The sequence below is a fragment of the Arcicella sp. GW458-12-2-14-TSB2 genome, from assembly GCF_059423785.1.
Genome location: NZ_JBWKYN010000344.1, coordinates 1 through 1,709, shown reverse-complemented (window position 1 = coordinate 1,709; position 1,709 = coordinate 1). Strand labels below are relative to the sequence as shown.

Below are 1,709 nucleotides of genomic sequence, written 5' to 3'. Positions count from 1 at the left end.
GAAATAATTAGTTACTCCATCATGATAAAATATAAATTATTCTAAATTAATTAGTATTATTGCAAGTAATATTGACCATTTTTATCAATCATAATTTATGAACATTATCAAACCAAGATTATCATTTTCTCAAATCATTAACATGAATGTCGGTTTTTTTGGCATTCAATACAGTTTCGGTTTGCAACAAAGTGCCATCAATCCCATTTATGATTTTCTAGGGGCTAGTCCTGATGAAATACCCCTTCTCAATTTAGCGGGACCTATGACGGGTCTTTTAATCCAACCAATTATCGGAGCAATGAGCGATAAAACGTGGCATCCACGTTGGGGAAGACGCAAACCCTATTTTTTAATAGGAGCTTTATTATGTAGCATTGCTTTGTTTATTTATCCCTTTAGTAGTTCATTATGGATGGCTGCGGGGTTATTATGGATACTTGATGCAGGAAATAATACAGCAATGGAACCCTATAGGGCTTTTATTGCTGATAAATTACCCGCCGATCAGCAAGCTACAGGATTTCTCTCTCAAAGTTTTTTTACTGGCCTTGGCATTACCTTAGCCAATGTATCTTTATTCATTTTTCAGAAATTCATTACTGGCGAACATGGCAGTATTCCTTATTGGGTATTTGGCTCATTCTTTCTGGGTTCTGTTTGCTCGATAAGCTCTGTGCTTTGGTCTATGGCTAAAACGCCTGAAATTCCGCCAACTCTTGAAGAATTAGCGCATATCAAACAAAGTAACAGGGGCATCTTTTCTCCTTTTATTGAAATCGCTGAAGCTATTAAGGATATGCCAAAGATAATGTGGCAATTGGCACTAGTTTATTTATTTCAATGGTATGCTTTATTTTGTTATTGGCAGAATGCTTCTAAAAGCATTGCACAGTCGGTTTGGCATACTACCCCTAACGATAACAAACAGTTATATCAAGAGGCAGTAGGTTGGACTGGCTTGGTGAACGGTTGGTATAATATTGCCACTTTCCTATCGGCATTTGCTTTGGTAGGGCTTGCTAAAAGATTCACACCAAAGTCAGTCCACACAATATGTTTATTAATAGCAGGGGTTGGCTTACTCATCTTTCCCCATATTGAAAACAAATATTTATTATTTGCCCCTATGACAGGCTTTGGAATAGCATGGGCAAGTATGATGGGAATACCTTATTTAATGGTAATTTCAGAGATTCCTAAAGAACGTTATGGGGTATATATGGGAATTATCAACATGATGATTGTAATACCTATGATTATCCAGAACCTAACTTTTGGCTATGTATTAGAACACTTTTTAAATAATGATGCAGGTAAGGCTATTACTTTTGCAGGTGTCTTTTTATTACTAGCTTGCGGCGCCACCATGCTGATGAAATCTGAGAAAATAAAAGAAGGATTGGAAATACCAACGAGTGGTGGTGGGCATTGAAAGAGGACTGTAGGACTTGAAGACTGTAGGACTTGAAGACTTAAAGATTTTAGGATGTTGGACTTTAGGACTGTTAGACTTTAGGATTTAGGATTGTAGGACTAAATGATATTAGACTTAAAGACTGTAGGATTGTTATGATCTTATAGTTTTTAAGTCTTTTTCACTTAGGGGCTGACTTAAGTCAGCCCCTAAGTGAAACATGAGTCATCCCGAATTTTGTGGATGGCTTGCCCAATAAAAACCTCCTTGTTTATTTTGTGAATTACGACAA

1 protein-coding gene is annotated in these 1,709 nt (G+C 36.6%); it reads left to right on the top strand.

The window, feature by feature from the left end:
* The first annotated feature begins 97 nt into the window (after positions 1-97).
* The gene (locus AC07XN_RS24320; protein WP_494744925.1) at positions 98-1,435 is read left to right on the top strand and encodes an MFS transporter; all 1,338 of its coding nucleotides are present in this window, start codon (positions 98-100) and stop codon (positions 1,433-1,435) included.
* Positions 1,436-1,709: the final 274 nt, after the last annotated feature.

Coding starts and splice junctions, on each gene's coding strand:
- AC07XN_RS24320 (WP_494744925.1), top strand. CDS start 98: ATGAACATTATCAAACCAAGATTATCATTTTCTCAAATCATTAACATG.